General features: G+C 72.0%; 20 protein-coding genes. 6 read left to right on the forward strand and 14 right to left on the reverse strand.

The window, feature by feature from the left end; genetic code table 11:
- Nucleotides 1-105 precede the first annotated feature (105 nt).
- Nucleotides 106-966, reverse strand: a complete 861-nt coding sequence (locus IT780_RS21150) for a TIGR03620 family F420-dependent LLM class oxidoreductase (protein WP_199513332.1) — start codon at nucleotides 964-966, stop codon at nucleotides 106-108.
- Nucleotides 967-1,025: 59 nt separating this feature from the next.
- Here IT780_RS21150 and IT780_RS21155 point away from each other — a divergent pair, with 59 nt between their 5' ends.
- Complete coding sequence (locus IT780_RS21155) at nucleotides 1,026-1,304, forward strand: YciI family protein (RefSeq protein ID WP_199513440.1); 279 nt, start codon at nucleotides 1,026-1,028, stop codon at nucleotides 1,302-1,304.
- Between the two features lie 70 nt (nucleotides 1,305-1,374).
- Here the strand turns inward: IT780_RS21155 and IT780_RS21160 are convergent, their stop codons facing one another.
- From IT780_RS21160 to IT780_RS21170, 3 genes are all read right to left on the reverse strand, one after another.
- Nucleotides 1,375-2,262, reverse strand: a complete 888-nt coding sequence (locus IT780_RS21160) for an SH3 domain-containing protein (RefSeq protein ID WP_199513333.1) — start codon at nucleotides 2,260-2,262, stop codon at nucleotides 1,375-1,377.
- Between the two features lie 72 nt (nucleotides 2,263-2,334).
- The gene (locus tag IT780_RS21165) at nucleotides 2,335-2,643 is read right to left on the reverse strand and encodes an SCO4225 family membrane protein (RefSeq protein ID WP_199513334.1); all 309 of its coding nucleotides are present in this window, start codon (nucleotides 2,641-2,643) and stop codon (nucleotides 2,335-2,337) included.
- 66 nt (nucleotides 2,644-2,709) lie between these two features.
- On the reverse strand, nucleotides 2,710-3,258 hold the full coding sequence (locus tag IT780_RS21170) for a phosphoribosyltransferase (RefSeq protein ID WP_199513335.1): 549 nt from the start codon (nucleotides 3,256-3,258) through the stop codon (nucleotides 2,710-2,712).
- Nucleotides 3,259-3,359: 101 nt separating this feature from the next.
- Between IT780_RS21170 and IT780_RS21175 the strand changes: the two genes are divergently transcribed.
- Entirely contained in the window at nucleotides 3,360-4,487 is a 1,128-nt protein-coding gene (locus IT780_RS21175) for a PP2C family protein-serine/threonine phosphatase (protein ID WP_199513336.1), read from the forward strand.
- Between the two features lie 482 nt (nucleotides 4,488-4,969).
- Complete coding sequence (locus IT780_RS21180; protein ID WP_199513337.1) at nucleotides 4,970-6,826, forward strand: acyl-CoA dehydrogenase; 1,857 nt, start codon at nucleotides 4,970-4,972, stop codon at nucleotides 6,824-6,826.
- Between the two features lie 56 nt (nucleotides 6,827-6,882).
- On the opposite strand, the gene IT780_RS21185 is transcribed toward IT780_RS21180, so the two are convergent.
- Nucleotides 6,883-7,395: a SixA phosphatase family protein gene (locus tag IT780_RS21185; RefSeq protein ID WP_199513338.1), complete on the reverse strand. Its 513-nt coding sequence runs from the start codon at nucleotides 7,393-7,395 to the stop codon at nucleotides 6,883-6,885.
- Nucleotides 7,396-7,498: 103 nt separating this feature from the next.
- Here IT780_RS21185 and IT780_RS21190 point away from each other — a divergent pair, with 103 nt between their 5' ends.
- A complete protein-coding gene (locus tag IT780_RS21190; protein WP_199513339.1) occupies nucleotides 7,499-7,783 on the forward strand; it encodes a DUF6458 family protein in 285 nt (94 codons plus the stop codon).
- 51 nt (nucleotides 7,784-7,834) lie between these two features.
- Here IT780_RS21190 and IT780_RS21195 read toward each other — a convergent pair whose 3' ends face one another.
- The gene (locus IT780_RS21195; protein WP_199513340.1) at nucleotides 7,835-8,680 is read right to left on the reverse strand and encodes an SDR family oxidoreductase; all 846 of its coding nucleotides are present in this window, start codon (nucleotides 8,678-8,680) and stop codon (nucleotides 7,835-7,837) included.
- Between the two features lie 131 nt (nucleotides 8,681-8,811).
- Between IT780_RS21195 and IT780_RS21200 the strand changes: the two genes are divergently transcribed.
- The gene (locus IT780_RS21200) at nucleotides 8,812-9,210 is read left to right on the forward strand and encodes a winged helix-turn-helix transcriptional regulator (RefSeq protein ID WP_199513341.1); all 399 of its coding nucleotides are present in this window, start codon (nucleotides 8,812-8,814) and stop codon (nucleotides 9,208-9,210) included.
- Here the strand turns inward: IT780_RS21200 and IT780_RS21205 are convergent.
- The 8 genes from IT780_RS21205 to pdhA form a co-directional block, all read right to left on the reverse strand.
- Nucleotides 9,165-9,944: an alpha/beta fold hydrolase gene (locus IT780_RS21205; protein WP_199513342.1), complete on the reverse strand. Its 780-nt coding sequence runs from the start codon at nucleotides 9,942-9,944 to the stop codon at nucleotides 9,165-9,167. The genes IT780_RS21200 and IT780_RS21205 overlap by 46 nt on opposite strands.
- Nucleotides 9,937-10,614, reverse strand: coding sequence for a PAQR family membrane homeostasis protein TrhA (gene trhA / locus IT780_RS21210; RefSeq protein ID WP_199513343.1), 678 nt, complete (start codon nucleotides 10,612-10,614; stop codon nucleotides 9,937-9,939). Before trhA ends, IT780_RS21205 begins: the two co-directional genes overlap by 8 nt.
- Before the next feature lie 52 nt (nucleotides 10,615-10,666).
- Entirely contained in the window at nucleotides 10,667-12,442 is a 1,776-nt protein-coding gene (locus tag IT780_RS21215) for a thioredoxin-like domain-containing protein (RefSeq protein WP_199513344.1), read from the reverse strand.
- Nucleotides 12,443-12,589: 147 nt separating this feature from the next.
- The gene (locus IT780_RS21220; protein ID WP_199513345.1) at nucleotides 12,590-16,552 is read right to left on the reverse strand and encodes an LppU/SCO3897 family protein; all 3,963 of its coding nucleotides are present in this window, start codon (nucleotides 16,550-16,552) and stop codon (nucleotides 12,590-12,592) included.
- A gap of 752 nt (nucleotides 16,553-17,304) precedes the next feature.
- Complete coding sequence (locus tag IT780_RS21225) at nucleotides 17,305-17,442, reverse strand: hypothetical protein (RefSeq protein ID WP_199513346.1); 138 nt, start codon at nucleotides 17,440-17,442, stop codon at nucleotides 17,305-17,307.
- 169 nt (nucleotides 17,443-17,611) lie between these two features.
- Nucleotides 17,612-19,183 carry a dihydrolipoamide acetyltransferase family protein gene (locus IT780_RS21230; protein WP_199513347.1) on the reverse strand — a complete coding sequence of 524 codons (1,572 nt, stop codon included), beginning with the start codon at nucleotides 19,181-19,183 and terminating at the stop codon, nucleotides 17,612-17,614.
- 5 nt (nucleotides 19,184-19,188) lie between these two features.
- On the reverse strand, nucleotides 19,189-20,175 hold the full coding sequence (locus IT780_RS21235; RefSeq protein WP_372443749.1) for an alpha-ketoacid dehydrogenase subunit beta: 987 nt from the start codon (nucleotides 20,173-20,175) through the stop codon (nucleotides 19,189-19,191).
- Entirely contained in the window at nucleotides 20,175-21,314 is a 1,140-nt protein-coding gene (pdhA, locus tag IT780_RS21240; protein WP_199513348.1) for a pyruvate dehydrogenase (acetyl-transferring) E1 component subunit alpha, read from the reverse strand. The genes IT780_RS21235 and pdhA overlap by 1 nt, the downstream gene beginning before the upstream one ends.
- A 414-nt stretch (nucleotides 21,315-21,728) precedes the next feature.
- On the opposite strand from pdhA, the gene IT780_RS21245 reads away from it, so the two are divergent.
- Complete coding sequence (locus IT780_RS21245) at nucleotides 21,729-22,922, forward strand: hypothetical protein (RefSeq protein ID WP_199513349.1); 1,194 nt, start codon at nucleotides 21,729-21,731, stop codon at nucleotides 22,920-22,922.
- The last annotated feature ends 2 nt before the right edge of the window (nucleotides 22,923-22,924 follow it).

Here is a 22,924-nt window from a genome sequence, read left to right on the forward strand (position 1 = left end):
CTGACGAAGGCAGGCCAGGCTAAGGCGGTTGATCAAGGCCGGTCGACGAAGGCCCGCCGGCCAACGAGCGGCGGCTGGCGTAAGCCGAGCTGACGAGGTTCCGGCTCAGGAGAGGAAGATTCGAGCGGCAGCACGGATTTCCGGCATCGGCAGCTGAGGCGCCGGGTTGGCCGACAGCACCTGCAACGCCACGTGGTCGGCTCCGGCCGTGAAGTGCTCCTCCACACGCGCCCGCACCATCTCGTCGTCGCCCCAGGCGACCAGCGTGTTCACCCAGCGGTCGCTGCCCTCGCCGGCGAAGTCGTCGTCGGTGAGGCCGTAGCGGCGCAGATTGTTGGTGTAGTTCGGCAGGTTGAGGTAGATGGCGGTGCCGCGGCGGCCGACCGTGCGGGCGGTGGCCGGGTCGCTGCCGAGGAAGATCTTCTGCTCCGGGATGAGGAGCTTGTCCGGGCCGAGGATGCGGCGGGCGTCGGCGGTGTGGGCCGCCGGCACGAGGTACGGCAGGGCGCCGGCAGCGGATGTCGACGCCAGTTCCAGCGCCTTCGGGCCCAGCGCCGCCAGGAGGCGCTCCTCGGCCGGCACGTCGACCAGGTCGGCGAGGAACGCGCGGAGCTTGCTCAGCGGGCGTACGTATTGCCGGCCGGTTGCCTCCACCGCCGGCGCGTGACCCATGCCGAGGCCGAGGTAGAAGCGGCCCGGGAAGGCCGAGCGCAGGCGGGCGGTGGCGGCCGACAGGGTCTTCGGGTCGCTGCGCCAGATGTCGACGATGCTGGTGCCGACGACGAGCCGGGTGGTCGCTGCCAGGACAGCTTCGGGGAGCGCCAGGTCATCCGCCGGGCTGCCGCCGATCCAGACGGAGCCGTACCCGAGGGCTTCGATCTCCGCCGCCGCCTCCGCGATGGCCGCCGGGTCGGCCGGCCAGTGGCGTCCGCTGATCCACAGTCCGAAGCGTCCGATCTCATTCATTCCTCGGATCGTACGATTGCCGCGAGTTTCCCGCCTGAGAGGAACACCACGTGTACCTGATGATCTCGACCTACCTCGCGCCGCTCGACGAGGTGGACAAGGCCCGTGAGGATCACCTGGCGTTCATCGCCGGCCTGGAGGAGCGGGGGCTGGTGGTCTCCGCCGGGCGGCAGGAGCCCCCGGTGGGCGGCGTGATCCTGTTCGATGTGGACTCCGAGCAGGAGGCGCAGGAGCTGATCGCGCAGGACCCGTATGTGCAGCGTGGCCTCGCCGAGTACAAGGCCACCGGATGGAAGCCCACCCGCGGCGTGCTGTCCACCTGGAAAGGCAAGGCTTGACGGCCCGGCAGCGATGAGCAAGGCCTGACGGCCCCGGCGGCGGAGTGCCCGCCGGGGCCGCCGGCATCGCTCAGGCGCGTGTCAGGACGACCGTCACGGTCTCCTTGTCGGTGACGGAGTTGCCGTACACCGGGTCGGTGGCGCTCGCCGTGCTGTTCACCTCGGCGCGGCCCAGCTGGAACGGGGTGGTGCCGCTCGGCTCGGCCGTGGCGGACCAGGGCACCTCCGCGCCCGCGACGCAGTCGACCGTGGCGGCGAACGTACCCCGGATGATGGTCTTGCGCTTGACCTGCGTGATGTCGCCGTTGACGTGGACGGGGACGTCGGCCGTGCAGGTCACCGTGCCGTGCAGGGTGGCGTTGCCGTTCAGCCGGTCGAACGTGCCCTCGGTGGAAGTGTTCAGCGAGACGGCGAGCTGTTCCGGGGCGGCCTGGTTGTGCACCTGCACGCGGCCGCGGGCCGCCGGTGTGCCGCCCTCGCAGTGCTGCTCGTACGTCGCGTCGAAGTCCTCGACGTAGCCCTCCGGGCCGAACGCGGCCTCCGTGACGGTGAAGGTGCCGGTCAGCTGGTTGCAGCCGCGGCCCTCGCCCGAGATGTCGAGGCCGGGTCCCTCGTCGTTGAACGGGTAGCGGGTGGCGCCGGTGTAGGTGCCCGGCTCGAGCTTCTCGCCGGCGGGCGCCGAGAAGTCGGCGTACCACCAGTCGCCGTTGGCGCCGTCGATGCTGATGCTGACGACGCGGCCGTCGTCGGAGCCGTTGACCGAGAGCCGGTCGCCGGCCTCGGTGCTGTAGCTCCAGTCGCGGCCCTGGGAGATGTAGTCCCCGGGGTCGCCGGAGAGGGTGAAGGAGCCGGAGCTCACGGGCTGGGCCTGGGCGGCGCCGGGGGCCAGGAGGGTGCCCGCGACGGCCGCGACCGACGCGAACGCGAGCAGGGCTGAGCGGCGTACATGCTTGGTCATGCTTGTCCCCGTATCCAAGAGTGCCGATCTGGTGGCACAGACTCTAGGGCAGGGGTGTGACGCTGTCTGTCCTCATCGGATGCGGTGCGGGCGCAGCCGTCCCGCCTGTCCGACGATCATGTTGATGAGCAGGGTGTTCAGCAGGACGCCGGCCGCGACGCTCAGCCACAGCATGGCGATCGCGAGCCAGCCGTCGCCCAGGAGGAAGACCGGGGCGAAGATCACCGAGACCGGCGCGGTGAGCCCGATCAGGTAGGCGGCCGCGGCGGACGGCTCGTGGTCGCCGGTGGCGAGGTTGCCGCCGAGCAGGATCACCGCGCTGGTCGCGACGGCGAACAGATAGATCCGCGTCGCCCAGTTGCCGAAGAGGAATCTGGTCATGCGGACCATCCTTGTGAGGCTCCGCGGCGACCTCCTGAGTAGCGCTACCTAGGTGGGCCCGGGTACTCAGCTCAGATCCGTCCCGGTGAGCAGGCCCCTGATGTCGAGTTCGGCCGCGACCGCGGGTGCGCACTCGTTCACGATCACCGCCGTGCCGATCACGGTCGCGCCGAGTGAAGCGATGAGGGCGTACAGGCCGCGGGCCTGGGCGCCGGTCACCGCCCAGTCGTCCACCACGAGGACCCGGTCGGCCGCACCGATCAAGCGGGTGCGTACGCCCAGGCGCTGCGCGTCACCGCGGTGGTCGGCCGGGACGTCGGCCCAGGTCATCGGCTCGGCGATCGGACGGCGGGCGCCCATCCGGTACGCCTCCACGAACCCCGCCCCCGAGGCCCTGGCCACCAGCGGCCCGACGAGGAACCCGGTGACCTCCGGCGAGACGACGACCGTGGGGGCGGCGTCCGGGAAGAGCGCCGCCAGGGAGGGCCCGAGGCCGTCGAGAATCCGTGAGTCGCGCCACCATCCCGAGCGGTCGCTGACGAGCAGCCCGCTGCCCGGCTCCGGCTCGGTCCAGCGGAACTCGCTCCGCAGCAGGTCACGCAGATCTGACGGCACGTCGACATCGTGTCACCGGCGTTCCGGCCCTCCGCCACCGAGTGGGCAGAACGCGATCGGATTAGGGGCCAAGTTGATGCAGCCACAGGCCTCCATCAGGCATGCTGTTCGGCGTACTCATGCCTAAGTCGCCGTCGGGCCGCGGCCCGCTCAGTCCTGGTTCCCGCGCCGGTCTCGGCGCGGCCCTTGTGCTGCTCGCGGCCGTCGCCGGTCTGGAGCTCTCCGACGGCACCGAGGCGAACTACGTGGGGCTCTTCGCGGCCGTGCCGTTCCTCGCCGCGGTCTTCGCCTACTGGCCGACCGTGCTCGCCGTCGGTGCCCTCGCAGCCGCGGCCGGCACCGCCTTCGCGACCGCGGACGGCACGTTCGGCCCGGTCGACATGATCAACGTCCTGGGCATCGTGCTCGCCACCGGCATCGCCGCCGCCGTGGCCACGATCCGCCAGCGCCAGGCGCACCGGATCGCCGAGCTGCTGCGGCTCGCCGCGGTGGCTCAGCAGGCGGTGCTGCGCCCGCTGGGCCCGCAGGTCGGTTCGCTCGCGGTCGCCGGCCGCTACATCTCCGCGTCGGCCGCCGCGGACATCGGTGGAGACCTCTACGAGGCCCTGGACACACCGTACGGGGTCCGCATCATCATCGGCGACGTGCGCGGCAAGGGCCTCGACGCCGTACGCCTGGCCAGCATCGTCCTCGGCTCGTACCGGCACGTCGCGTACGAGCGTTCCGACCTGCGCGCGATCGTCGCCGACCTGGACCGGGCGGTGGCCCGCAGCGTAGGTGACGAGGACTTCGTGACCGCCGCCCTCGTGGAGGAGCGCGGCGGCACGCTGACGATCGTCAACTGTGGACACCCGGCGCCGCTGCTGCTGCGCCGCGGTCAGGTGATCGCCCTGGACCCGCCGGCGCCGGCGCCCCCGCTGGGCTTCATGCCGGTCGCCCGGCCCCGCGTGGAGCGGCTCGAGCCGGGTGACCGGCTGCTGCTCTTCACCGACGGGCTGGGCGAGGCCCGCCGCGACGGCGAGTTCTTCCCGACCACCGACCGCGCGTGGCGGCTGCTCGGGCACGGCACGGTCGGCGACGGCCTGGCCTCGCTGGAGACGGCCCTGGTCGACTGGGTGCACGGCCGGCTCGAGGACGACATCGCCCTGGTGCTGCTGGAGTACGCCGGATCCGACGGCGGGCCGGTCGTACCCATGCCGAGCTGGGAGGTCGGCGCCGCCGGCAGCTAGGCCTTCGAGCCCGGCCCGGCCGGCTCCGGCCCGGTCGCCGCCGGTGCGTCCGGAACCGCTGATGGCTCGGCTGTGCCGGCCTCAGGGGCCGATGCGGGTGCCGGGATCATCGGTACGGCGGCACGGGCGGCGACGGTCTCCGGCTGCCGGTGCCGCCCCACGTAGTGGCGCGGCTGGTCCGCCTGGCGAGGCTCAGGAATCAGACTCTTGATCGTCGCGAACATGAAAGACCTCCCCGGGTCTGCGTACGTCCTGCGCGTACACCCGAAGCAACGAGGCGGCGCACACGTCGATACGTGCCCGCGGCGCGGCGGCTTGCAAATGTCCGAACGGCTGTCTCTTTTCCCACCCGATCGGAGGGGTTTAGCCCCCCAGGGGGCGCGCAACCGTTGATCGCAGGTGACTTGTCGGTCGCTACCGATGGGTAATACAGTGTTGGTTACTGACGGGTAACTCGCGTCCGGAGATCGGGGCCAGACCACATGACTCACTACAAGAGCAACCTGCGCGACCTCGAGTTCAACCTCTTCGAGGTCTTCGGGGCGGATCGCGCCTTCGGCCAGGCGCCGTTCGACGGCATCGACGCCGACACGGCGCGCGACGTGCTCGCCGAGGTGAACCGGCTCGCCCGGGAGGACCTCGCGGCCAGCTACACCGACTCGGACCGTAACCCGCCACGGTTCGACCCGGCGACGCACACCGCGCCGCTGCCCGAGTCCTTCAAGAAGTCGTACGCGGCCTTCATGGCCTCCGAGTTCTGGCGCCTCGACCTGCCCGAGGCTCTCGGCGGCACGCTCGCCCCGCGGGCGCTCTGGTGGGCCATCGCGGAGCAGATCCTGGGCGCGAACGCCCCGGTGTGGATGTATTCGTCCGGCCCCTCCTTCGCACACGTCGTGCAGGTCGAGGGCACGCCGGAGCAGAAGAAGTGGGCCCGGCTCTTCGTCGACAAGCAGTGGGGCTCGACGATGGTGCTCACCGAGCCCGACGCGGGCTCCGACGTCGGCGCCGGCCGCACCCGGGCCATCGCGCAGGAGGACGGCTCCTGGCACATCGAGGGCGTCAAGCGCTTCATCACCTCGGGTGAGCACGACCTCAGCGACAACATCATCCACTACGTGCTCGCTCGCCCCGTGGGCGTCGAGGGCGTCGGCGGCCCGGGCACCAAGGGCCTGTCGCTGTTCATCGTGCCGAAGTACCACTTCGACCCGGAGAGCGGCGAGCTGGGCGAGCGCAACGGCGTCTACGCCACGAACGTCGAGCACAAGATGGGCCTGAAGGTCTCCAACACCTGCGAGCTGACCTTCGGTGAGCACGGCACCCCGGCCAAGGGCTGGCTGCTCGGCGAGGTCCACCAGGGCATCCGCCAGATGTTCATGATCATCGAGTACGCCCGCATGATGGTCGGCACGAAGGCGATCGCCACCCTGTCGACGGGCTACCTCAACGCGCTGGAGTACGCCAAGAACCGCGTCCAGGGCGCCGACCTGGTGCAGAACACGAACAAGGCGGCCCCGCGCGTCACCATCACCCACCACCCGGACGTACGCCGCTCGCTGATGCTGCAGAAGGCGTACGCGGAGGGTCTGCGGTCCCTGGTGATCTACACCGGCACCTGGCAGGACAAGGTCGCCATCGCGGAGGCGGCAGGTGACACCGAGGGCGCGAAGACGGCGGCGCGGGTCAACGACCTGCTGCTCCCGCTGGTCAAGGGCGTCGGCTCGGAGCGGGCGTACGAGCTGCTCGGCCACGAGTCGCTGCAGACCTTCGGCGGCTCCGGCTTCCTGCAGGACTACCCGCTCGAGCAGTACGTCCGGGACGCCAAGATCGACACCCTGTACGAGGGCACCACCGCGATCCAGAGCCTCGACCTGATCTTCCGGAAGATCGTGAAGGACCAGGGCGTCGGGCTGGCGACCGTGGCCTCGGAGATGCAGGCCTTCGTCGAGACCGAGGCGGGCAACGGCCGGCTCAAGGAGGAGCGGCTGGCGCTGGGCAAGGCGCTGACCGAGCTGCAGGCCATCCTCGGCGTGCAGATGGGCTGGCTGCAGGCGGTCCAGGGCGGCGACACCCGGGAGCTGTACAAGGTCGGCCTGACCTCGCGGCGGGTGCTGCTGGCGCTCGGCGACGTCGTCGTCTCGTGGCTGCTGCTGCGCGGCGCCGAGGTCGCGCTCAAGCAGCTGGGCACCGAGCTGAGCGCCGCCGACAAGGCGTTCTACGAGGGCAAGATCGCCGCGGCCCGGTTCTTCGCCCGCGAGGTGCTGCCCCGCATCGGCGCCGACCGGCGGATCATCGAGAACACCACGCTCGACCTGATGGACCTGCCCGAAGAGGCTTTCTGACCTCTGGTGAGAAGACCAAGAACCGGCGGACAAGGGCGTCCGCCGGTTCTTTCTCGCTAGCCGCGAGCGGTGTGCTCCGCGATCAGCGGCATCGAGCCCGGCTCCGCCGACGACCAGTCGTCGACCTCGTGGACGGCGATGCCCGCCGTCTTGAGACCCTCGGTCGCCGGGGCGCCCCCGTCCGGGCGCAGCAGCAGCGAGACGTCGGAGATGGTCGGGTTGTGCCCGATCACCAGCACGGTCGCGACGGATTCGGGTACGGCCCGCAGCAGGTCGACGGCCTCCGTACGGCCACCGTGGTAGAGGGAGTCCTCGTAGCGCACCTCGGGCGCGGGCGCCTCCGGGGCGGCCTGGGACAGCGCCACCGCCACGCCGTGCCAGGTCTGCCTGGTACGCGTGGCCGACGAGCAGAGCACCAGGTCGGGGCTCAGGTTCTGGGCGGCCAGCCAGGCGCCGGCGGCCCCCGCGTCGGCGCGTCCGCGGTCGGTCAGCTGACGCTCGAAGTCGGGAAGCTCACCGGGGGTCTCGGCTTTGGCGTGGCGGAGCAGGACGAGCTTTCGCGCGGTCATACCGATGAGCATGCCTGATTGAGTTCTCCCGCGGCTGGGTAGACACCCTCATCGACGTATTGCCGCGGCTCGGTGCGGCAGCCACGAGCCAGGGAGGTCCTCGATGGGCATCGGCGGAAGCATCTTCCTTCTCGCGTTGGGGGCGATCCTCGCGTTCGCCGTCAACGCCGACATCAGCGGTCTCGACATCAACGTGGTGGGCTACGTGCTGATGCTGGCCGGCCTGGTCGGTCTGATCATCACGCTCTGGTTCTGGAACAGCCGTCGCCGTACCACGGTGGTCGACCAGCGCCCGGTGGTCCGCGATGACGGCCAGGTGGTCCAGGAGTACCGCGAGACGACCCGGCGCCAGGCCCCGCCGCCCCCGCCGCCCGGGTACGGCGCGTAAGCAGACCGACGGCGCCGCTCCCGGTGAAGGGGGCGGCGCCGTCGTCATTTCTCAGGCCAGCGCGTCGCGGACCGAGTCGGCCAGCGGGGTGACCGGGCGGCCGAGGAGCTTCTCGATGTCCTCGGTGCCGGTGTGGAGGGCGCCCTCCGCGGCTCCCCGGTCCGAGTCGGCCAGGACGGCGGCGAACCCCTCGGGTACGCCCAGCCCGACCAGGAACTCCGTGTACTTCTCCGGGGTCAGGTTCGTGTACGTGACGTCGCGGCCGGACTGGCGGGCCACCTCGGCGGCGAGCTCGCTCAGCGTCACGCCTTCGCCGCCCAGCTCGTACACCTGCTGGTCGATGCCGTCCGCGGCGATGGCGGCCGCGGCAGCCTCCGCGTAGTCCGCCCGGGTCGCGATGCTGAGCTTCCCCTCGCCGGCTGCGCCGTAGAGGCCGTGTTCGAGGGCGCCCTTGAGGTCGTAGTTCTCGAGGTACCAGCTGTTGCGCAGGAAGACCGTGGGGATGCCGGACTCGGTCAGCGCGCGCTCGGTGGCGATGTGCTCGGACGCCAGCATCAGGTCCGAGGTGTCGGCGTGCGCGATGCTCGTGTACGCGATCTTGCCGATTCCGGCGTCCTTGGCCGCGGCGATCACGTTCTGGTGCTGCGGGATGCGCTTGCCGGGCTCGCTGGCGGAGACGAACAGCAGCTTGTCGGCGCCCGCGAAGGCCGCGCGCAGCGTCTCTGGCTCGTCGTACGAGGCGCGCTTCACGACCACACCGCGGTCCGCGAGGTCCTGGATCTTCTCGACGCTGCGGCCGATCGCCACGATCTGGTCGGCGGGTACGCCCCGGCTGAGCAGCGACTCGACGGCGAGCCGGCCGAGGTGTCCGGTGGCCCCGGTGACGACGATGGTCATGACAACTCCCTGAGTGGTCCTACGGCGGCCGGTCGACCGCCCCAACGGCACAACGACGCAGGTGGACCGGCACTTCCCGACGGAGAGTGAGCACCTTGAAGTGCAGTACTCACCTCAGGGATAGTGTGCAGGTGGAACCCGATGCCTACGCCCCCGATGTCTACGCCAGGGACTGCGCGAGCCGGCAGGTGCTCGACCGGATCGGCGACGCCTGGAGCGTGCTGATCGTCGGCGCGCTCAAGGACGGCTCGCTGCGCTACACCGAACTCGCCAAGCGCATACCCGGCGTCAGCCCGAAGATGCTGACCCAGACCCTGCGCGGGCTCGAGCGCGACGGGCTGGTCACGCGTACGGTCCACCCGGTCGTCCCGCCGCGGGTGGACTACACGCTCACGACACTCGGGCAGAGCCTGCTGGGGCTGGTCAACGCCCTCAAGGAGTGGGCGGAGACGCACATCGGCGACGTCATCGACGCCCGCGAGGCCTACGACGCCCGCGCGACCAGCCAGTCCATCGCCGCGTCGGCGTGATTCAGGATCGAGATGTGCCCGTCCTCCGGGCTCAGGCGTAGCTCCGCGCCCTGGATGCGCGCGGCGAGCCACTCGCCATGCGAGCTCGGCACGACGAGATCCCGGCCGCCGTGCAGGATCAGCGTCGGTGCGGCGATTGCCGCCGGGTCACCACCCCAGGAAGACACGTACGCCCGGTCGTCGGTGTCCTGCCCCTCCCGGCCACCCGCGACGGCCGGCTCGACGACCTCCGAGAACCACGACCACGGACCGTCGAACATCGCCCAGTCGGCCGCGATGAAGTCCACACCCTCGCCGGTGTACGTCCGCCCCGCTGCGGCCGCGCGGAGCGTCGCCTCGCCGGTCGGGCCCATGCCGGCGAACCAGTCGAGCCCCTCGGCGTCGAAGGGCGCCGGCGCTGAGATGCTCAGGACGGCAAGCACGCGGTCGGTGAGCCGGGCAGCGCAGGCCAGAGCGTGTGAGCCACCGCCGGAGTGACCTGCCACGGCGAACCGGTCGATGCCCAGGGCGTCGGCCACCCGGGTCGCCCAGCCGGCCGCGTCCCCCACGCCGCGACCCGGTTGCGGCGCTGATCCGCCGTACCCGGGACGGTCGTACGAGATCCACCGGATGCCGGACCGGCGCAGCGGCCCGGGCGGGGTCCCGATGTTCGGGGTGCCGTGGTGCCAGAGCACCGGCAGCCCGTCGCCCCCGGTGTCGTACGCGTGCAGCGACCCGACCTGCAGCTCACGCATAGAGCGCGAAGTAGATCGCGATGTGGTGACAGAGAGCCGCGACCAGCGTGCAGGCGTGGAAGAACTCGTGGTGGCCGAAGACCTCCGGCCACGGGTTCGGCCGGCGCAGCGCGTAGAAGACCGCGCCCACGCTGTAGATGACCCCACCCGCCGCGAGTAGCACCAGGGTGGCGACCCCGCCGCTGTGCAGCACATCCGGGAGGATCGCGACGGCGCCCCAGCCCAGCGCCAGATACAGCGGCGCACCCACCCAGCGGGGCAGGTGCGGCCAGATGCTCTTGAGGGCGACGCCGCCCAGCGCACCCACCCAGATCAGGCTCAGCATCACGGTGCTCTTGCGGCCGTCGAGCAGCAGCACACAGAACGGCGTGTACGTCCCCGCGATGAAGATGAAGATCATCGAGTGGTCCATCCGGCGCATGATCTGGTAGCCGCGTTCGCTCCAGACCCGCCGGTGGTACAGCGCGCTGATGCCGAAGAGGCCGCAGACGGTGAAGCTGTACACCAGGCAACTGACGAAGGGGGCCCAGCCCGGACGCGTCGCGGCGATCGAGCACAGCACGATGCCGCAAGCGAGGGCGACAAAGAACGCGTACTGGTGCAACCGGCCGCGGAACCGCGGCTTGCCGACATCGGCAGGCTTCATCCGGAACGGGGTCGAGGTCGTCACGCCTCTCAGGTTACGACACCGTAGGTTACTCCTGAGTAGTGATCCTGGTCCCTCAGATGTCCAATCCCCGAAGAATCAGCGGCAGCCGGCTCGGGCCGCCCTCGTCGATCACGATCGGCACGCCCCAATCCTGGCGGGTGAGATGGCAGGCGGCGTGCTCGACGTCGGCGTCACACGTCGCGGCCTGCGCCACGACCTGCAGGATTCCCTTCGGTACGGCCGGGTTCAGCACCAGCCGCCGGGACAGGTCGGTGCCGGTGCCCTCGCCCTCCAGCAACAGCTCCGGGGGAGCGGCGGAGACCACCAGGCGGGTCGACGGACCGTACGTGGTGTCGAGCTTCTGACCCGGCGCCGGGGTGAACACCACGTCCAGCGTGACCTCGCCGGGCGCGAGCCGCGACGGGGGCCGCTCGGTGCGATGCCGCTCGCCCTCGACCGTCTTCACCGCGCCGGGCGCGAGCCGCACCAGGCGATGCGCGCCCGACTCCACCACGAACACGTCCCCGGCGCGGGTGACGAGGATGTCACTCGGCTCGGCCAGCCCGGAGTCGACCGTGGACACCTCATCGGTCGCCGGGTCGAAGCGCCGGACCGCGCCGTTGTACGTGTCCGCGACCAGCACCGAACCGTCCGCGAGCGCACCGACGCCGAGCGGATGCTGCAACAGCGCCTCCTTCGCGGCGCCGTCGACGTGGCCGAAGTCGAAGAGGCCCTGACCGACGGCGGTGTGCAACTCGCCGTCCTCGATCCAGCGCAGGGCGGACGTCTCGCTGTCGGCAATCCACAGCTTCGTCCCGTACGCGGACAGGCCCGACGGCTGGGCCATCCACACATCCGGGATCGGGCCGTCCCGCAGCGACTCCACGGTCGTGCCCGCGTACACGCCCGTGGTGCCGTGCTCGGGGTCGAACCACCACAGCTGGTGGATGCCGGCCATCGCGATGATGACGCGGCCGTCGTACCAGGCCACGTCCCACGGCGAGGACAGCGAGACGCCGTCGTCCTCGGCCGAACGCCACGGCCGCCCGGTGCCCGCGAGCGTGGACACCTCGCCGGTCTCCAGGTCCAGGCCGCGCAGCAGGTGGTTCACGGTGTCGGCGACCACCACGGTCCGCCCGTCCGGCAGCAGGCAGAGGCCCTGCGGCTCGGAGAAGCTCGCCCGGTCGGCGGGACCGTCCGCGCGCCCCCGCTCACCGGTGCCGATCCGCCGGACCAGCCGCTCGCCGTCCGGGGACAACTCGGCCAGCGAATGCCGTGCCGAGTCGGACACCAGCAGGTTGCCGTCCGGCAGCTCGATCGCCTTGCCGGGGAACCGCAGCAGCGTCCGCTCCGGGGCGGGCGCCACATACGGCCCGTCGCCGCGCTGGAGAGTGCCCTTCGCCCCGTGGGTGGCGATGAGCTCGTCGAGAAGGCGGGACAGGCCCTCGGCGTGACCCTCTCCGGCCATCGACGCGACGACGTACCCCTCGGGGTCGATCACGCTCAGGGTCGGCCAGGCCTTGGCGGCGTACTGCTGCCACATGACCATGTCGGCGTCGTCGAGGACGGGGTGGTGCACGCCGTACCGCTCGACGGCGGCGGCCAGCGCCTCGGGGTCACGCTCGTGCTCGAACTTGGGGGAGTGCACGCCGATGACGACGAGCGCGTCGCCGTACTTCTCCTCGAGGGGGCGCAGCTCGTCCAGGACGTGCAGGCAGTTGATGCAGCAGAACGTCCAGAAGTCGAGCAGGACGATCCGGCCTCGGACGTCGGCGAGCCGGAGGTCCTTCCCGCCGGTGTTCAGCCAGCCACGGCCCCGGAACTCGGGGGCCCGTACGCGCGCGCTCATGCCGCCCATCGTGCCCGATCAGCAGCGCGGATCAGGGGCGGGGAGGTGTGCGACTCGGCACACCTCCCGTCCGGCTCGCCGGCGTCCGCTTCGCGGCTGTTCAGCCTCGCGGCCGTCCGGCTTGCGGTCGTTCCGCTTCGCCGGCGTTCAGCCTCGCGGCTTCAGGCACAGCACCTTGGTCTTGTTGTCCGCGGTCGGGTTCAGCACGTACGGCTGCCCCGGGTCCGAGCACTGCTCCTTCGTGTCCACGATGGAGGTGACCTCGAACGTTCCCGGATCACCGCACTTCGCGGTCACCGCCTCGGTGCCCTCACGCTTCACGCAGTCGCCGGTGCTCACCGCGAAGCCGCCGGAATCTGAACCACGGGCGATCAGCCAGGTGATCCCGAACGTCAGCCCCACCAGCAGGCCGGCACCGAGGATGACGCCGAGCAGCACGGGCAGCATCCGTACGTGCGGGGTCTCGGGCTTGGCCGCGTCCGAGGCCGGCTGGATCTCCGGCTGGAACGAGTTGAACCGGTCCTGATCGTCGTGTCCGCCGGTGCCGGGCCAGCTCGCGGTCCGGTCCGGATCGGGCGGCGGCGTGACCGTGGCGCGGCTGACGACACCGTCCCGCGGCCGGGCCCCGAACGGCTGGTTGGGGTCGTCGGGCAGCAGCTCCCCGAACTGCGCGGTCGCGTCGGCAGGCGGCCGCTGGCCCAGCTCGCCTCGCTGGTCTCGTTCGCCTCGCTCGCCGAACAGCTGGCCGCCTGGCCGGTCACCGAAGGGCTGGCCGCCGGCCGGTCGGTCGCCGAAAGGCTCACGCTCGCCGAACGGTGGTGCCGATGGCGGCCGCTCGCCGAACGGCTGCCCACCGGCGGGTCGGTCGCCGAAGGGCTCACGCTCGCCGAACGCTGGGGCGGCGGGCGGCCGCTCGCCGAACGGTGGCGCCGAGGGCGGCGGGAAGCCGTTCTCCAGCGGCGGCCGGGCGTGCATGGTCGGCAGGGCGGGCGCCGGCACGTACGGCTGTTCCGGCTGGTCATGGCCGCGGCCGGACACGTCCGTGGTGTGTTCGCTGTAGTCCGGCGGCGTGGTGCGGCTCGCCGGGTTGCCGGGAACCGGACCGGGGTGCCCGGGCTGGCCCGGCCGTCCCCGCCCGGCGAGGTCGGATGTGAACTCGCTGAACGCCGCCGGGTCCGGTCCGTCCTGCGACGCCCCGGGCGCCGGCGAGCCGGGTGCCGGGGGCGTGAAGGGCTGGCCGGGCGGGCTGACCCGGGCACTCGCGGTCGCCCGTCCCGCAGCCTTGGGACCACCGGACGTGGGCGCCGGCCCACCGCCGGCCGCCAGGCCACCGCCCATGGGTGCCGGGCCGCCGCTCACGGAGGCCGGGCCGCCGCCCATGGGTGCCGGGCCGCGGCCGACGGAGGCCGGGCTGTCGCTCATGGGGGCTGGGCCGCCGCTGACGGAGGCCGCGCCGGAGGACGGGGTGCCGTAGGTGCCGGGTCGGCTCGGCGGCGGGCCGAACCGGTCCGGTCCGGACTGCTCGTCGGAGCCGGACTCGCCCTCGTGGCCACCGAAACCGCCGCTGGTCGGGCGGGGAGCCGGTTCGAAGCCGCCGGGCCGGCCACCCTCGAACGGCGGGTGAGCGGAGCCGTCAGCGGGCGATCCGGATGCCGGCCGGGCCCCGAACGGCCCGTCGGCGGATGCCGCACCGTACGTCCCGGCGGATGCCGCACCGTAGGTCCCAGCGGGTGCCGCGCCGTACGTTCCGGCCGATCCCGACGTCGGGCGTGGTCCGAACATGCTGTCGTCGTCTGAGGGGTTCTCGCCGGGCCGGGTGCCGAAGGCGCGCTCCGAGCCGTCCTCGTCCTGAGCCGGCTCGGACGCCGGGGCGGCGCGGCCGTACACCCGGGACTGCGGCGCCGGCGCCGGCGGCGGGATCTCGTCCGCCTCGACCGGGGCGCGGCTGGCCACCGGCACCGAGGCGCTGGCCGAGACCGGGCGCGCCGAGCCCTTGGCGGGACCGGACGGCTCGGACTGGTCGGCGACGTCGGCCGGGTCGCGGGGCTGCGGAACCGATGCGGCGCTGCGGGGCTCGGCGATCACCGGATCGGCGACGACGGGAGCACCAGCGGCACCGAACGAAGCGCCTGGCATGCGCTGTGGGTACCCGCCGGCCAGGTTGGGCCGGTCGTCGGCCGGGCCGGGCGGCGCGGAGTCGGGTGCGGGAGGCCGACCCGCGTCAGGCGCGTTGAAAGACGCGCCAGGCACGCGCTGCGGATAGCCGGCGGGCCGGTCACCCTCGTCCCGGGATCCTTCCGTACGCCCGAAAGCCGGCTCCGCCGCGTCGCGGGGCGCATCGGCTCCGGGACGGCTGAAGGGACCGTCGGCGGGGCGGGCGAACGGATCATCGCTCTGCCGAGCGAACGGGTCGCCCGGCTGCTGGGCGAACGCGTCGTCGGTCTGCCGGGCGAACGGGTCCTCCGAGCGCTCGTCACCCGCGAACTGGCGATCGGTGCCGAACGGCGAACCGTCAGCCTGCGAACCGCCACGCAGCGGGAAGCTGGCTCCTTCGGGCGCTCTGCCGCGTACGGGAAAACCGCCGCTCTCGGACGACCCGCCGCGCGCCGGAAGGGCGCCGCCGTCCTCGGGGGACGCCGGGCCGTCCGGCAGGCCGGTCAACGTGGCACCGGGCACGCGAACGCGCTGGTCACCGAAGGCAGAGACACCCGGCGGGCGGCCGGTGGACGCTTGGTCGCCACCGTTGTGGCCGGGGCCGCCCTGATCGAAGGAGGCGCCGTCCCGTTCGAAGGGCCCGCGGCCGACAGGCGAGCTCTGGGCGTCAGCGGGTTCGCTCTCGCGGTCGAACTGCCTGCTCTCGCGTGGGAACGGATCGTTCGCGCGGTCGGCCGAGCCGTTCTCGCGCTGGAACGGGTCGCCTGCGCGGTCGGCCGCGCCGCTGTCGCGCTGGAATGGGTCGCTCTCGCGGTCGAACGGGCCGCCGATGCGACGCGGGCCTTCCGGCTGCGAGGGAGCGGACCGGGCGGGGGTGAAGCCGTTGAACTCGCCGACCGGACCGGACAGCGGGCCGCCCGCGATGCCCGGGGAGCGCTGCGGGAGCTGACCGGCGCCCGGCGCCTGCCGCGGCTCGAAGGGGTTCCGTTCGTCGGCGGCGGACCGGGCCGCCACCGGCGGGGCCCACAGGGAGTGCGCCGACTCGTCCTGGTGGGTGGCGTTCGACGACTGGGCGGCCGGCTCCAGGGTGGCCTGCCGACGGGCCGGCTGCTGCTCGTTGTCGTCGGATCCGCGGAAGCCGTCGTCCTGCTGACCGGCATCCCGGGGCGGCGGCACCGCGGCGCGCGCTTGACCTGCGGCGCCCTGCGGCGGCGGGAATGCGGACCCCGAAGCGGCGGGCGGAAACGCGGGAGCCTGGCCTGCACCGTTGGGCGGCGGGAAGGCAGGAGGTTGCGCTGCTCCGCTGGGCTGGAAAGCGGGCGGCTGCGCTGCGCCGCTGGGCGGCGGGAAAGCGGGCGGCTGCGCTGCGCCGCTGGGCGGCGGGAAAGCGGGCGGCTGCGCTGCGCCGCTGGGCGGCGGGAAAGCGGGCGGCTGCGCTGCGGCCGGCGGCACAGCGGACGCCTGACCCGCGGGCGGCGAGAAGGCCGGTGCCTGGCCTGCGGCCGGAGGCGCGAAGGCGGGGGGCTCCGGGGGCGTGGCGGAGGCGCGTACGGGCTCCGGGGTGCCGGTCGGGCCCTGCGGGAAGGCCGCCGGGCGGGCTGAGCCCTCAGCCTCGGGAGCGGCCGGGGCCGGCACGCGGGCGGAACCCGTGGAGGTGAACTTCGCGGCGCCCGGGCCGAAGGTGGGGCCCTGTTGCGCGGACACCTGTCCGGTGGGCGGCACGGCGGGGACCACGAAGGGCGAGCCGCCGTTCGGGGTCGAGTGGGGCGGCGGGGCGTACGCGCTCGGGAACGAGTCCTGCGCGTGCGGGTACGACGGGGCGCGGTCGGACGGCGCGGAACCGTGCGTGTCCGGCGGGAAAGCGTCCGGCGGAAAACCGTCGGTGCCGAACGGCTCGGCTCCGCCGCCCGACGTGGCCCCCGGCTGCCGGCCGGATTGCTGGCCCTCGGACGTCATATCCGCCTCCTCCATGACTGTCGGCCGTGCCAGCTTATGCACGGATGCGGCCGACGTAGCAGAGCTGGGCATGACCCTGATCACTTCCCCGACCGGCCGAGCCGGGGCGGGTGACCGTGCCCAACCGTACCGGTCGCCGACGACACTCGGAATCCCGGTGTACGCCCCGCTGAGCGCGGGAACGGCGCAGAAACCACCTGACGTGATCATGGTTACGCCGGACAAATCACTCCAAGCCCGGATTCAAAATCGCACGCTGTGATCGGCGGGTTTCGGTGCGGAGCCGACTCGCACGATCCGATACGGCAGACCAAACCAGACCCGATACCGGCTGATGGAAGAAGGGCCGCAACAAAATGGCCGGCCGATGAAGCAAGGGGCCAGCGGCGGGAGGCCGGCCAGCGGCGGGAGGCCAGCTGGCGGCGGGAGGCCATCCGGCGGCAGAGGCGGCCGGCCGCGGCAGAAGCAGGCCGGCGGGAGGCGGAGCCGCCGGCGGCAGAAGCGCGGAGGGCCGCGGAGGGTGGCGAGCCGGCATCCCGGAGATATGACGAAGTCCAGGCCGGTGCGGTGGCCTGGACTTCGTCTGCCGCGTCGATCGGGAGGCGATCGGAAGACGCGGTGGTGGAACGATCTGCTCAGCTGGCCGCGGAGATCGCGGCGACGGTGCCGCCGCCGGCGGAACCGGTCAGCGGCGGCTGCCTGACGGGGCGGTCGCCGGCGGGCCGGTCACTCGCGGATCGGCAGCGGACCGGTCAGAGGACTCGGTGCTGGGCGAAGATGGCGATTTCGTCGCGCATGGCCTGGGTCGGCGCGGCCTTCCAGGCGCGCTCGATGGCGCGGGCCTCGCGCTTGACCTGGCGGCGGTGGCGGATGCGCTCGATGGTGCTCATGGTGGTGCTCACTCCCCTGTCGGCCTTGTGGGCCTTCTTGGCGTCGTGCCTGTGTTTCGGCGCTGTATTCATTAAACCGCACCGAAACACAGGCAGCCAACGTTTCAGGGGGTGATCTCGCTTACCCGCCTAAGAATCGTAGGTAATCCTTAGCCCTGGCCGACGAAAGTCACGTCCAGGAGAGGAGAGTGCCCTCCGGGTCCTCGAGGAAGGTCCCGACGTCGCGCAGGAACTTCGACCCTAGTTCGCCGTCCACGATGCGGTGGTCGAACGAGAGGCCGAGGGTCGTGACCTGGCGAATCTTGATCTTTCCCTTGTGGACCCAGGGCGTGGGGCGGATGGCCCCGAATGCCAGGATCGCCGACTCGCCCGGGGGCAGGATCGGGGTGCCGGTGTCGACGCCGAAAACCCCGACGTTCGTGATGGAGAACGTCCCGCCCGACATGTCCGACGGGGGTGTCTTGCCTGACTTGGCCACCTGCACCAGCTTGTTGAGCGCCTGGGCCAGGTCCCGGAGCGACAGCCGGCCGGCGTCCTTGACGTTCGGCACGATGAGGCCGCGCTCGGTGGCCGCCGCGATGCCGAGGTTCACGTACTCCTTGACGACGATCTCGTTCGTCGCGCCGGACCAGGTGGAGTTGATCAGCGGGTGCCGCTTGATGCCGAGCAGGACCGCCTTGGCGACGAGCAGCAGCGGGGAGATGCGGACGTCCCGGAACTCCGGGCGCGCCTTGAGCCGCTCCAGCGTCTTCATCGCCCGCGTCGCGTCGACGGTCAGGAACTCCGTGACGTGCGGGGCGGTGAATGCCGAGGCCACCATGTTCTCGGCGGTCAGCTTCCGGACGCCCTTGATCGGGATCCGCTGCTCGCGTGAGGCGTCGAACACCGCCGGTGCGGGAGCGGGAGCCGCCGCAGCGGCCGTCGCGGAAGTGCCGTTGACCGACGTGGCCGGAGCAGCAGCCGGAGCGGCTGTGGCAGCGGAAGCAAGGCCGGCGGCGGCACGCTGCACGTCGTCGCGCGTCACCGATCCCAGCGGGCCGCTCCCGGCCAGCGAGGACAGGTCGATCCCGAGATCCTTGGCCAGCTTGCGAACCGGCGGCTTGGCGAGAACGACCACGCCACTCCGGACCGAAGCAACCGGAGGAGCGGCGACAACCGGAGCAGCCGGGTGAGAAGCAACCGGAGGAGCGGCGGCCGGCGCCGGAACCGGTGCGGTAGCCGCCGCAGGCGGGGTGGCCGGTGTTGCGGTTGGTGACGCTGTGGGCGTACCGATGCGGGGTCGGCGTTTGGCGGTGACGGTCCGCGGGCCGTAACCGACCAGCACGGCCGTGCGGCCGCCCGGGGCCGGACCACCGATCAGGCCGGGCTCGATCGCCCCCTCGGCCGGCGCGACCTCGACCGCGGCCAGCGATTCCGCCGACGGCACCGGACCGGAGAACCCGGGCGGAGCTTCCGGGGAGGAAGACGGCGGAGAGGACGGCAGTGGGCCCGCCGAAGGGTCGGTGTCGATCGCGACGATCGGTGCGCCGACCTCCACCGTGCTGCCCGCCTCGTGGAAGATGCGGGTCACGACGCCGGCCCACTTCGCCGGGATCTCGACCGCGGCCTTCGCGGTCTCCACCTCGACGATCGGCTGGTTCAGCTCGATGGTGTCGCCCACCTCGACGAGCCACGCGAGGATCTCGCCCTCGGTGAGGCCCTCGCCGAGGTCGGGCAGGGTGAACTCCTTGATCCGCGACATCGGCGTCACCAGCCGAACGAGCGGTCGACGGCGTCCAGGACCCGGTCCAGGTCCGGCAGGTACTCCTCCTCGACGCGGGCCGCCGGGTACGGGGTGTCGTACCCCGTCACCCGCAGCACCGGCGCCTCGAGCGAGTAGAAGCACTCCTCGGTGATCCGCGCGGCGATCTCCGAGCCCATGCCGAGGTTGCCCGGCGCCTCGTGGACGACGACGGCGCGGCCCGTACGGCGCACCGAGTCGTACACCGGCCCGAGGTCGAGCGGCGACAGCGTGCGCAGGTCGATGACCTCGAGGCTGCGGCCGTCCTCCTCGGCGGCCGCGGCGGCGTCGAGCGCGACCCGGACCATCGGGCCGTACGCGATCACCGTCGCGTCGCTGCCCTCGCGCGCCACGCGAGAGGCGTGCAGCGGGTAAGCGCCCGCCAGGTCCACGTCGAGATCGACGTCGCCCTTCTCCCAGTAGCGGCGCTTCGGCTCGAAGAACACGATCGGGTCGTCGGAGGCGATGGCCTGCTGGATCATCACGTACGCGTCCGCGGGGTTCGAGCACGTCACGACCTTGAGGCCGGGGGTGTGCGCGAAGTACGCCTCGGGCGACTCGGAGTGGTGCTCGACCGCGCCGATGCCGCCGCCGTACGGGATCCGGATGACGATCGGCAGCCGTACGTTGCCCAGCGAGCGGAAGTACATCTTCGCGACCTGGGCGACGATCTGGTTGTACGCCGGGAACACGAACCCGTCGAACTGGATCTCGCACACCGGCCGGTAGCCGCGGATGGCAAGGCCGACCGCGGTGCCGACGATGCCGGCCTCGGCGAGCGGGGTGTCGATGACCCGGTCCTCGCCGAAGTCCTTCTGCAGGCCGTCGGTGATCCGGAAGACGCCGCCGAGCTTGCCGACGTCCTCGCCCATGATGACGACCTTGGAGTCGCTCTCGAGGGACCGGCGCAGGCCGTGGTTGAGCGCCTTGCCCAGGGTGATCTTCTCGGCCATCAGTGCCCGCTCCCCTCGAACGACGCCTGGTAATCGGCGAACTGCTGACGCTGGGCGTCGACCTCGGGCGAGCCGTGGGGGTAGACGTTGTCGAACATCGTGACCGGTTGCGGGTCCGGCATGGCCAGCACCCGTTCGCGCAGGTCGAGGGCCAGCTTGCGGGCGCTCTCGTCGACCTCGCCGAAGAACGTGTCGTCGGCCACCTGCTGCTTGGTCAGGAAGGCCTTGAGCCGGCTGATCGGGTCCTTGGCCTTCCAGGACTCGACCTCGCTGGCGATCCGGTAGCGGGTCGGGTCGTCGGAGCTGGTGTGCGCGCCCATGCGGTACGTGTACGCCTCGATGAGCGTGGGGCCCTGGCCGTTGCGTGCGTTGTCCAGCGCCGCCCGGGTCACCGCGAACGTGGCGAGCACGTCGTTGCCGTCGATCCGTACGCCCGGGAAGCCGTAGCCGGCGGCGCGGCGGTACAGCGGGATGCGCGTCTGCCGCTCGAGCGGCTCGGAGATCGCGTACTGGTTGTTCTGGCAGAAGAAGACGATCGGGGCGTTGAACACGCCGGACCAGACGAACGACTCGTTGACCTCGCCCTGGCTGGTCGCGCCGTCGCCGAAGTACGCGATCACGGCCTCGCCGTCGGGGCTGCCGGTCTTGCCGTCCATGGTGATGCCCATGGCGTAGCCGGTGGCGTGCAGCGTCTGCGACCCGATGACGATCGTGTACGTGTTGAACTTGAACTCGTTCGGGTCCCACCCGCCCTGGTCGACGCCGCGGAACAGGCCGAACGGCATGATCGGGTCGATGCCCCGGGTGTAGAGCACGCCGTGCTCGCGGTAGGTGGGGAACGCCATGTCCTGCGGGCGCAGCGCGCGGCCGGAGCCGACCTGCGCGGCCTCCTGACCCAGCAGGCTGGCCCAGATGCCCAGCTCACCCTGCCGCTGCAGGGCGGTCGCCTCGGCATCGAGGCGGCGGACCGTGACGAGGTCCTTGTACAGCTCGCGGTACTCGTCGTCGGTGAAGTCGACCGAGTACGTGACGCCCTCCGCCGTGGTGACGCTGTCGACGCGCTCACCGTCCGGGGTCAGCAGTTGAACGAAACCGCCGGCCGGAGCGTCCGCCCCGGCTTCGCTTTCGTCGTTCGCCATCCGTGTCTCCCTGTTCATCTCTGCGCCCACGGCGGGTGTTGCCCGTCCGCGCGGCGGACCGCTGGTGCGCCGCGCCTGGCCCGGGTGAGGTTGCCGCGCGGTTGGTCGGCGAGGTCGCAGACCCCGCCGGGGAGTGACGACCCCCACCGCGCCCCGCTGGTGGGCGGAGGCGACGGCGGCGGTGCCGTCCGCCCCATCCTCGCAGAGAACGTGAGGGTCGCCACAGGTCAGGTCGATCACAGATCCGAAATCTTGCCGAGCCATTGGTAGAGGTGTTTGTCCGAATAAGCGGTTTTCGTACCGTCACTTCCGTCTGAACGGACGATCCGCGCCGCTCCCGAACGCCGCGTCCGTCGTTCACCCCAGCAGCCGACGGATCCATCTGGATCTTTGACTCTGGGGAGGGTGCCGGCCGTGCCGGAGCAGCCGAACGACGACGGGCTCGTGCCACCGATCAAGGTGTTGCGCAAGCGCCTCAACGGCGTCTACAGCGCGGAGGGCTTCACCGGACCGACCCGCCGCTACGTCCTGCTCGTCGTGATGCTCGTGGGCCTGGCGTCGCTGCCGACGCTCGCGGCGATCACCGCCGGCTCCGACGAGCTCGCCGGCGGCGACACCAAGGTCACCGACGTGCCGTTCATCCCGCCGGCCTCGTCGGGCCCGGTCCGCGTGCCGACCCCGCCGAGCGGCACGACACCGATGCCCGGCGCCGGGCCCGTGCAGGGCCAGGCCCAGAAACGCAAAGTCCGAAAGTACGGGGACAGCGCATCGGACAATTCACGGCGTCCCCGGCGCACCGCCGCGACAACAAGTCCCGCCCCCAGGGGCAGCACCCCGGCCCCCGGCCGAGCCGAGAGATCGAATCCGCCCGGCCCGGTACGCCCGGCCCCCGCGGGCGGCGGCTGGACCGGCGTGCTGAAACCGCACGGCCCGACCCTGCCGGACCGGCAACCGGCCGACCCCGGCCCGGACCCGGGCGACCCCGACCCGGGCGACTCCGACCCGGGCGACTCGGTTGACCCTGGCGACTCGGCGGACCCGGGTGATAACGGTGACCCCGGGGACAACGGTGACCCCGGGAATAACGGTGATCCGGGCGACGACGGCGATTCGGGCGGTTCTCCGGATCCGGGTGACTCCCCGGACCCCGGCCATGACGGCGACGACAGCAGCGGCCATGACGGCGGTGGCGATCACGACGGGGGCGATCACGACGGCGGCGATCACGACGGTGGCGATCACGACGGTGGCGATCACGACGGTGGCGGTCAGGACGATGACGGCGACGAGCCCGCCCGCCCGCCGTGGTGCGCCGACCGCAGGCGCGCCCCGGCCGCCCACCACCTCCCGGCCCGCTTCAAGAAGATCGCCGTTCACCGGACGGCCCGTCCCCACACCAGCCGGAGATCAGCAGTGACCGACCGCCCGCACAACCTCGGCTCCCCGTCCACGGCGGCCCGTACGCACAACAGCCACCGCTACCGCTGGGCGCCGGACGCCGACCACGCCGCGACCCGCCCGTACCGGGGCAGTCACCGGGCGGACGACCGTACGCCCGCCGCCGACCGCAGTTCCCGCACCGGCGGCCACCACCACAGGCGCCGGTAGCG

Origin of the sequence: Nucisporomicrobium flavum, from assembly GCF_016464385.1 — a bacterium.
In the GTDB taxonomy this organism is placed as follows: domain Bacteria; phylum Actinomycetota; class Actinomycetes; order Mycobacteriales; family Micromonosporaceae; genus Actinoplanes; species Actinoplanes flavus_A.

Excerpts from the sequence above, each read along its gene's own strand:
- IT780_RS21150 (WP_199513332.1), bottom strand. The coding sequence starts at position 966 with ATGAATGAGATCGGACGCTTCGGACTGTGGATCAGCGGACGCCACTGG.
- IT780_RS21155 (WP_199513440.1), top strand. The coding sequence starts at position 1,026 with ATGATCTCGACCTACCTCGCGCCGCTCGACGAGGTGGACAAGGCCCGT.
- IT780_RS21160 (WP_199513333.1), bottom strand. The coding sequence starts at position 2,262 with ATGACCAAGCATGTACGCCGCTCAGCCCTGCTCGCGTTCGCGTCGGTC.
- IT780_RS21165 (WP_199513334.1), bottom strand. The coding sequence starts at position 2,643 with ATGACCAGATTCCTCTTCGGCAACTGGGCGACGCGGATCTATCTGTTC.
- IT780_RS21175 (WP_199513336.1), top strand. The coding sequence starts at position 3,360 with ATGCTGTTCGGCGTACTCATGCCTAAGTCGCCGTCGGGCCGCGGCCCG.
- IT780_RS21180 (WP_199513337.1), top strand. The coding sequence starts at position 4,970 with ATGACTCACTACAAGAGCAACCTGCGCGACCTCGAGTTCAACCTCTTC.
- IT780_RS21185 (WP_199513338.1), bottom strand. The coding sequence starts at position 7,395 with ATGACCGCGCGAAAGCTCGTCCTGCTCCGCCACGCCAAAGCCGAGACC.
- IT780_RS21190 (WP_199513339.1), top strand. The coding sequence starts at position 7,499 with ATGGGCATCGGCGGAAGCATCTTCCTTCTCGCGTTGGGGGCGATCCTC.
- IT780_RS21195 (WP_199513340.1), bottom strand. The coding sequence starts at position 8,680 with ATGACCATCGTCGTCACCGGGGCCACCGGACACCTCGGCCGGCTCGCC.
- IT780_RS21205 (WP_199513342.1), bottom strand. The coding sequence starts at position 9,944 with ATGCGTGAGCTGCAGGTCGGGTCGCTGCACGCGTACGACACCGGGGGC.
- IT780_RS21215 (WP_199513344.1), bottom strand. The coding sequence starts at position 12,442 with ATGAGCGCGCGCGTACGGGCCCCCGAGTTCCGGGGCCGTGGCTGGCTG.
- IT780_RS21220 (WP_199513345.1), bottom strand. The coding sequence starts at position 16,552 with ATGACGTCCGAGGGCCAGCAATCCGGCCGGCAGCCGGGGGCCACGTCG.
- IT780_RS21225 (WP_199513346.1), bottom strand. The coding sequence starts at position 17,442 with ATGAGCACCATCGAGCGCATCCGCCACCGCCGCCAGGTCAAGCGCGAG.
- IT780_RS21230 (WP_199513347.1), bottom strand. The coding sequence starts at position 19,183 with ATGTCGCGGATCAAGGAGTTCACCCTGCCCGACCTCGGCGAGGGCCTC.
- IT780_RS21235 (WP_372443749.1), bottom strand. The coding sequence starts at position 20,175 with ATGGCCGAGAAGATCACCCTGGGCAAGGCGCTCAACCACGGCCTGCGC.
- pdhA (WP_199513348.1), bottom strand. The coding sequence starts at position 21,314 with ATGGCGAACGACGAAAGCGAAGCCGGGGCGGACGCTCCGGCCGGCGGT.